This is a genomic window from Paenibacillus terrae, from assembly GCF_000943545.1.
GTDB classification, from domain to species: Bacteria; Bacillota; Bacilli; order Paenibacillales; family Paenibacillaceae; genus Paenibacillus; species Paenibacillus terrae_A.
In genome coordinates, this window is record NZ_JTHP01000133.1 from 1 (window position 1) to 8,019 (window position 8,019).

The following is an 8,019-nucleotide window of genomic DNA, read 5'->3' on the forward strand; positions in this document are numbered from 1 at the left end:
CTTGCTCAAATTTCCGGTCCAATACATTCGCTTGTTTCGCTTCATTGCATTTCGTGGGATGAGGCTTGTACTGAGCGACCGTATACGAGGAAACCAGTCCGAATTCCTTCATGATTCGTCCTATTCTCCGCCTGGATACCGTAAAGCCTTGTTGGTGCAGCTCTTTTTTTATCTTACGCGTACCATAGTTTTGACGACTCCTTTGAAAAATGTCTACAATAATAGAGGAAATTTCATCCTCGGATGGAACTTCGACTTTGCATTCTTCATAATAATAGGTGCTTCTGGGGATGTTCAGGACGTCGCACATTGCTGATACCGAGTATTTATGTTTATTCTGGCGAATGACATTTACTTTCGTCCCATGATCAGCGCGGCTTGCTTTAAAATGTCATTCTCCATGAGTAGTTGCTTGTTCTGTTTTCGAAGCTCGATCAGTTCTAATTCCTCTGGAGTCCGGTTGTCTTTCTCTTTGAAGGATCCAGATGTGGAACTCTGTTTCACCCATTTATCCAATGATGAAGGATTCAAATCATATTCTTGAATGATATCCTTTCGTGCTTTGCCACTTTGATAGAGCTGAACCATCTGCGCTTTAAATTCAGCGCTAAAGGTACGTCTTTCTTTTTTTGTCATGATCCGTTTGCTCCTCCTAGGTTGGTCTGTAGTCTACTATATTAGACCACAATTTTTCTGTCTAGAAGAGTGTAGCCGATCCACACATTAAGGCATTCAAAGCAGCAGTCGAAGAAGATGGCGTTGAGTTGATGGGGTATACAACTTGGGGATGTATTGATCTAGTTAGTGCTAGTAAGGGCGAAATGAGTAAACGTTATGGATTCATTTATGTTGATCGTAATGATGAAGGGGGAGGGACGCTGAAACGTAGTAAGAAAAAATCATTTTATTGGTACCAAAAAGTTATTCAAAGCAACGGAGAAGATTTATCATAACCATTAAAAATCCACAAATGTGAGGTCCAAATCCACCTGCTATGAGCAGGTGGTTATTTAATTGTAAATGATACATCGAGCTGTGCTATAGTTGACAAAAGGTTGTGATGAATTTATGTATCTTTTTCAACAAATAGAAGAAGTTATTTTACAATATAATGATACGAGAAGAGCCATTGGCGAATTTGTACTTAAAGAAAAATTGAATTTACGCCATATGAGTATGAATGAAGTAGCCAAAGGGACGTATACATCGAAAGCAACTTTAGTAAGATTTGCCCAGACGATCGGGTATTCTGGATGGCGCGAGTTTATCACTGCGTTTATGGAAGAAGTTTTGTATGAGGAAAGATCTCGTGCAGAAGTAGACCCGAATTTCCCTTTCAAGGAACAAGATTCCTACGAAAAAATTGCGAATAATATTGGGGTCTTACAAGCCGAAAGTATTTCAGATACGCTCAATATACTTAATGTAAATATGCTAAATCAAGCAGTGCAAATTTTGACCAATGCCAACAAAATAATATTATTTTGTATAAGTCCCTATATTTATTTAGCAGAAGTATTCCGGCGTAAAATGTTAACAATTGGTGTGATTGTTGAAATTGCTAATCCTCTTGAGGCAAGTTTGTCAGCAAAAATTATTAACAGAGAGAGATTGTGCAATTTTAATTTCTTATTCTGGAAACAATGAAATTCTAGAACCGATATCGCACATAAGTGCGCTGGACAAACGTGGTGTAAATATAATCGGTATAACTAGCGTTGGGGATAATTTTATTAGAAAACATGTTGATTGTGTGTTGACCATGTCTTCTAGAGAAAGGTTATATAGTAAAATATCCAATTTCGCAACTGAAGAATCTGTACACTTTCTCTTAAATGTTTTGTTTTCCTGTTACTTTAAGCAAAATTATCAAGCAAACATTGATCATAAAATCTTTAATGCGAAGGAAATAGAACGACAAAGATTTTCAACCCTCAATAATATCAAGGAGAGTCCTTAAACGACTATGATCTATACACATTTAACAGATGAACAGATGAGAAATGCCGTAAACAATATGGATAAATAATAATGGAGCCATACAATACTCAGAGAATAAAATCGAATCAAGAGTGACACAAAGTTGCCTACTTGACTGGAAAAGTACGATTAAACTGTTAAAGTAGGGAACTTTGTGTCAATGTACAAATCTTCTATAATATACAAACAACAAAGAGGTTTTCAAATGACCTTATACTTATGTACAAAATACGAGTTTTGTGAATATGTATGTTTAACACAAACAAAAATTGCATTATTGCAGTTGTTGTATTGTCGGATGACAAGAACTTTATCTCATAAATGACAAGAATCTTATCTCATTTCCCATGCTACACTTAATTATATCTCAAGATTATTATTACAGCAAAAATAAAAAATCGCCTAATAAAGGCGAATTAAATCTGTTTGTTTTTTTATATTCTTAACTTCATTACATATTGCTTAACGTAAGATTCAATTCTTTTATTTTCATCACTTGGATTCTCGTAAATTCTCATGGCTACACTTAATGGTTTAAAAGAATTCATCTTGAATAACAATTTCTTCATAGTTTTAGTACTTAGCGGGCATTTAAATTCATTTAAATTAATCCTTCTATCTACATTTGGAAGTATGATTTCAATCTTTTGTTTCTGCCTCACATCTGAGTTGTGTTTAAGAATTGCTCTCGGAATACTATTCTGTAACATAATATCTAATTTATCTTGATTCGGAACACTAATTTGTTCGGCTCCTTCCACCGCTATTTTAAGCCATTCGTAAAAATAATTAAGACATAGCTCAGATGTCACACGATTTATTACCCAGTGAAACATTTCTCTGTTATCATATTTAGACAGATTGGTATGGGCAAAGAGCCTATTTTTGTAGTCATCTATGATGTGCTCTATAAGTTCAGTTGCAACAGTTATACCGGGTCTTCTTCTAGAAATAACTAGATTATTGTAAAAATGCTCTCTCCCTAATAAAGTTTGCTTCCAAAATACATATGCATAAGCATATGGACAAATGGGAGGAAACTCTTCATTTTCATTTTTTCTAAGTTCTTGAAGCATAAGTATACATTTTAGATGTTTTTTGATGAATTTCTTTCTAACATAATGATCTATATTTCTGAAACATCTACAATTTTGCTTATATAAATCATTTTTAAATTCATCTCTATATGAGTAATCTTGAGTTGAGGCAACTTTCACATTAAAAAACTTAGATTGAATTTTAGATTCCAGTGTAAAATGTTGGATTGAACTAACTAGCGGTGAAAAAAGCAACCGATTAGAATCATCTCTCTTCCCTTGTGCTATCCATTTAGAAACTGGAACATCAGCTATCTCGACCTTCATTTTCCATTGTGACCAAGGAGTGCTACCGATATCGGCTAGCTTAAATCCACACATACAGGTAAATGGCTCGCTTAGTGCTAAATCGCTAACTAGGAAAGGAATCGGATTTAAGCACATTGGACACGAACTTAATAGTTTAATTTGATGAATCGGGCAACTATGAAACAACGAGAATTGATGTAACCAACTATGATATCCTTCTTTAATACATTCTGGACACCAATTTAGTAATTGAGGAAACCAAGTAGAAATAGGTTCTTGATAATACTCTACTGGCTTTAGAAGAGTTGATATTACAGATTTGTTGAGAACGGATAAATCCACTCCCAAATATTGTTTCAATATGTTTAAATCAAATCCACTTAATTTAATTAGTTCTCTTCTAGAATCAGTCAAAAGAATTTTTTTAATCTTTTTTACTTCAGCATTACCCAGCGTTTTTAGAATTTCAGTGCGGCTTATATGATTGGCTAAACTTACTTTTTCAAATATTGACCAAGGTGACTCGTATTCATTCATCCATTCTTTTCTCCATACAATAAACATTTAATTAGCCTTCTTTCTGGCTAAGGCCATATAAATTTCAGATTCGAAATAGCCAGATCTGTTAATTGCTTCTCGCCACTGATGCATTGAGAGCCATTCGGTCCCTTTACCGTTAGAGCCATTAATTTTCAAAGCATTTTCGACGGTAAATGCTATATACTCCATGGGGATTTCAAACTTACCTGAGAGGCCAAACTCTTGCCGTATTTCTAAAAAGAGATTGAACAAACTAGTCGAAAACTCAGACAGTCTTCTCCCTGAATCAAAAGCCTGGGGAAAGTAATATCTAGTGTAGAACCAGCCACTGTCTTCTGGAAACTCGGATTCATCATAGCTTTGTAATACAAACTCCATCTCGGTTGGAGCCTGAACTCCCTTAAAACGATACTCCGATGCCATAAAACGGCCTACAATATGCGCTTTTTCATTAGCCAGAAAAAAAGATCTTCGATTAACCAGTTGTTCTTGTCCAATTGATATAGTAGTCATTCTAATATTCCTACGTACTAGTTGATTAGAGATATCAATTAAGCAATCATATTGCCATTCGGTCATTTTTTGAGCTTCATCCATAATCAAAACAATTCTGCGAAGGTTTGAATGTTCAGCTTTTTCATGCATCAAATTTACAATTTGGTTGCGTAGTACAATTTCATCTTTTTTACTATTAAAGCCAAAGGAGAAGTCTGACAACATGTCTCTAAAAAATTTTTCTGGACTCGGTACTCTATAGCTTTTGCAGTCTGCAACAAGTACAGGAATCGGGGTTTCCAATTCTGATGGTAAATAGTTAACAGCGAACATTGTTGCTCTAGTCTTCCCTAAACGGGGGCGCCCATAAACAATCATTCCCGGCCCACCATCTTTAATAATCTGAATAATTTTATCCATCAACCTGGTTATCTCAATGGTAGGAAGAACATATTGCCCCTGCTCAATTGGATGTGTTCCAGGTATAATATTTGGCCTTTTCATTGGTAACTACTCCTTTCTAATAAGTAATGGTTTTGTACCTTTTTGTAGAGGTTGATGTTTTTTGGGCCTGAATCTTTTCTTGTAATTCTCTTGCTTTATCTAGTTCTGCTAAATTTTTATGTTCTTGAGCTAATAACTTATTTTGATTTGGGGAATTACTTTCTTCTTCTGCTTGTCGAATAACTTGCTGGACTTTCGCTATTCGATTTCCTGAGCCTTTCTTCTTTTCCGTTTCTTTTGCGATTAAATATTCATGGTAAACAAAAATCGGGTCGTCCCACTGTGTAAAATGAATGAGTTTATTCTTTTTTAGCAGATTAATGGCTTTTCGTATCTGTAAAGTATGCGGTGTTAATGACCATTTACCAGCCGCAACGAGCTCTCCAAACTCACTACCATCGGGGAGAAACACTCTGATCGTACGAAGATCATCTACATTTATGTGTACATTAACCTTTGTACCAATTAAATGAGCAGATTTTACTAGTAATTCATTACGGTATTCAACTCCCATATATTCGATGTAAGGACGCTTTCCCGAGGAAATACTACCTCGAATAGTTCTAGGTTGTTCGACTTGTGTAAACAAAAATTCTGTACGCTTTGATTCATTTAACAATCTGGGTTTCATTCCTTTCTTGAGTCTTTGCTCCAGTGCTTCAAGTGGTGAATTATAAAACAATGCCCCGTGTGGAGTGCCATTATAATTTGAAATAACAACATCGACGATTTCCTCTAAATGTTCAAATGTTATTTCATAACGGATTGCCATTTTTTCAGGATCTTTCCTACGGGGATCTTTTGGATGACTTCCGGTGGTATTTGCCATCCGTTGAATACTACTGGAAGTAAAGGTATTATGAAATCTTTCAATGAAAGAACGTCTCATTGGCCTATCAACTGCACCAATACAAGTTGTACATCCTATTAAATTGCTTAAGCGTTCCCTAACCATTTGAGCAAGATGAGATTTGGCATTGTCAAAATAAATGACATCCCATACCGCCCATTCAATCTCAGGAAATTGTTCAGATGGGTATCCCCCTGTTGGCTGATATGACAGACCGTCTATTGTTAAATTCTTTTTCTTAAATGGAATAATCGCTTTTTTGGCAGCAATCATTACATCACTTGCGTTATACTCCTTGTTAAGACAAATGTGAGGTCTTCCAATAACGTTTCGAGTTGCGCGGTCTGTAAAACTCAATAGCCAAAGTCTGTCTAAAGTTAAAACTGCGTCATCTCCTTCCAATGTTTTCACCTTTATGACAAAAATACCGTCAATTCTATGGCCATCAAACTCAACCTTTTGATAAGGGGTGATATTTTGAGGATAATTCTGTTGGCCTATCCCCGAATTTTTAGCTTTTTGTTCAGCATCATGTCCGAATCGCGAAGCAGCCTTGCCAAAGTGAATATCCCTAAGGTTCTCTAAATATCTACAAAGCGCTCTATACCCCAAAGTATCAGTGTTAAATGGATAAGAACTTCTAGAAATACCCGCTTCTTTGCATCTATCCACAAATTTTTTATGTATGTATTTAGGTTTCATAACCGGTTCAGTTAACTTTTTTTTTCGACCAAAAAACAGATCATCTATTTCATCTCTAATTTGTGGATATTTATCAAGTAATAAATTGAATTCCCCTGTTTTTCTTGATTCATTACTTTTTTTAGATAGTGGGTCTAATTCATATTTTTTTATATTTTTGCCCGGTATCAGGGCTCTATACCCCCATGGAAGACCATTTTCATCGAAAGAAATACAACGATTATATAAACGTATCAGATTTCTACGATCGATACCCGTGCATGAAAAGATTTCCTTCAGACTCTTCTCATTGTTTACATAAAGATCGATTGCTTCTTTTCGCTTTAGAAATAATATTCTTTTCTCTTCGTTAAGCAACGTCTCATCTACTTTAAACCAAAGGTCACGATCCCTTTGAGTTTGTGACAAGCCGCCTCTATCAAAAACTTTCACTCGACTCATTCAACCGCACCTCCGTTTGCATGGAAATAATACATTCATCAATATTTACATCAATAACTCCTCTGTAAAAAAGCCATATACATGCATCGTGAATATCTTTAAAGGGAATATTGGACTGCTCAGTCAATGTTTTTAAGCTTAGTCGCTCAGAAGTTAAAATTTTCATGATCTCCTCGGTACATTTAGGTTGGGCGTTATTTTTCACGACGGAAATAATCTTTAATCTATTTTCCAACTCTAAGTGGTTCTTTCTTAGATCTTTGTCTGTAACAATTTCATGCAAAATTCCATTATTATTGCACCAAATTTTCTGTGCCTCTATTTGTTTCAATGTTCGAGAGTTACGTGGATTTTCGGCATTTAACTCGGATTCATATTTAACCTCACAACATTTTACAGTTCCACTTTTCATCTGAACCCACATATCAAAAATACTTGTATGTAGCTCACCATTAAAAACATAGCTGATTTTAGGATATTGTTCACAATAAGTTTCCACACCAGGCGTAGTTTCAACTCGTATCCAATGGTCAAATTCCAGATCACTATAAAGTGTAACCTCCCTCATACCCACTTTAGGTCCGAGTGAACTCCAATAATTATTACCGTATTTAGAACTCCGGGATACGATATTTGGTGTGTGCATCATTATCATCACCTTTCAAGACTTTTATTTCCTAATTCCTGAATAATAAACATTTTAAACGAACTATTTTTAAATATAGGATATATTCTTCATTCTATTCTTCTAAATGGTTTGAATAGTATTTATGAGAACACCATCGAATTTGTGTATGTCTCGATTTTTCATATATTTTTATTAATTGATTCAATACAAAAATCCTCTGCATCGTATTCTCACAAAAGAAATTGAGTTGCCGATAATAATAGTTAATTTCTTTGCGATACGGATTAGGTAAGATTTGATTTTTTTCATAAATCTCTAGCAGCTGCAAGTGGAATTTGTATACATTCTTTATACTCATTCATGCAACCTCCTAACAATTTATCATGAATATTTATTTGCATTCATAAATTTAGAATCTTGCGTTTTCTAAAAGTTGAAATTTTATCTAGTTTATTTGTACTTTATATTTGTTAAACGAATCATGAAGCTCATCTTGGCAGGCAGTGTTATATGCATCGTTCTACATGTTACAG

Annotated in this window: 6 protein-coding genes and 2 pseudogenes; 3 read left to right on the forward strand and 5 right to left on the reverse strand. The window is 35.0% G+C overall.

Features of this window, described 5'->3' with window-relative positions; genetic code table 11:
- A pseudogene (locus QD47_RS33560) lies at positions 1–636 on the reverse strand (IS3 family transposase); the annotation flags it as partial.
- Between the two features lie 83 nt (positions 637–719).
- On the opposite strand from QD47_RS33560, the pseudogene QD47_RS28705 reads away from it, so the two are divergent.
- From QD47_RS28705 to QD47_RS34350, 3 genes and pseudogenes are all read left to right on the forward strand, one after another.
- A pseudogene (locus tag QD47_RS28705) lies at positions 720–953 on the forward strand (family 1 glycosylhydrolase); the annotation flags it as partial.
- Between the two features lie 91 nt (positions 954–1,044).
- Positions 1,045–1,647, forward strand: a complete 603-nt coding sequence (locus QD47_RS30345; protein ID WP_161797218.1) for a MurR/RpiR family transcriptional regulator — start codon at positions 1,045–1,047, stop codon at positions 1,645–1,647.
- Complete coding sequence (locus tag QD47_RS34350) at positions 1,571–1,960, forward strand: SIS domain-containing protein (RefSeq protein ID WP_412178007.1); 390 nt, start codon at positions 1,571–1,573, stop codon at positions 1,958–1,960. The genes QD47_RS30345 and QD47_RS34350 overlap by 77 nt, the downstream gene beginning before the upstream one ends.
- 454 nt (positions 1,961–2,414) lie before the next feature.
- Here QD47_RS34350 and QD47_RS28715 read toward each other — a convergent pair whose 3' ends face one another.
- The 4 genes from QD47_RS28715 to QD47_RS28730 are packed head-to-tail and all read right to left on the reverse strand — an operon-like array spanning position 2,415 to position 7,507.
- Positions 2,415–3,890 (reverse strand): TniQ family protein, encoded by a 1,476-nt coding sequence (locus QD47_RS28715; RefSeq protein WP_044649336.1) that lies wholly within the window; start codon positions 3,888–3,890, stop codon positions 2,415–2,417.
- Complete coding sequence (locus QD47_RS28720) at positions 3,891–4,865, reverse strand: ATP-binding protein (RefSeq protein ID WP_044649337.1); 975 nt, start codon at positions 4,863–4,865, stop codon at positions 3,891–3,893.
- Positions 4,866–4,881: 16 nt separating this feature from the next.
- Positions 4,882–6,858 carry a hypothetical protein gene (locus QD47_RS28725; RefSeq protein WP_044649338.1) on the reverse strand — a complete coding sequence of 659 codons (1,977 nt, stop codon included), beginning with the start codon at positions 6,856–6,858 and terminating at the stop codon, positions 4,882–4,884.
- Complete coding sequence (locus QD47_RS28730) at positions 6,836–7,507, reverse strand: TnsA endonuclease N-terminal domain-containing protein (RefSeq protein WP_161797220.1); 672 nt, start codon at positions 7,505–7,507, stop codon at positions 6,836–6,838. Before QD47_RS28730 ends, QD47_RS28725 begins: the two co-directional genes overlap by 23 nt.
- Positions 7,508–8,019 lie beyond the last annotated feature (512 nt).

Bases quoted from the DNA above. Each gene is read 5' to 3' on its own strand.
- QD47_RS28715 (WP_044649336.1), bottom strand. From the start codon at position 3,890: ATGTTTATTGTATGGAGAAAAGAATGGATGAATGAATACGAGTCACCT.
- QD47_RS28720 (WP_044649337.1), bottom strand. From the start codon at position 4,865: ATGAAAAGGCCAAATATTATACCTGGAACACATCCAATTGAGCAGGGG.
- QD47_RS28725 (WP_044649338.1), bottom strand. From the start codon at position 6,858: ATGAGTCGAGTGAAAGTTTTTGATAGAGGCGGCTTGTCACAAACTCAA.
- QD47_RS28730 (WP_161797220.1), bottom strand. From the start codon at position 7,507: ATGATGCACACACCAAATATCGTATCCCGGAGTTCTAAATACGGTAAT.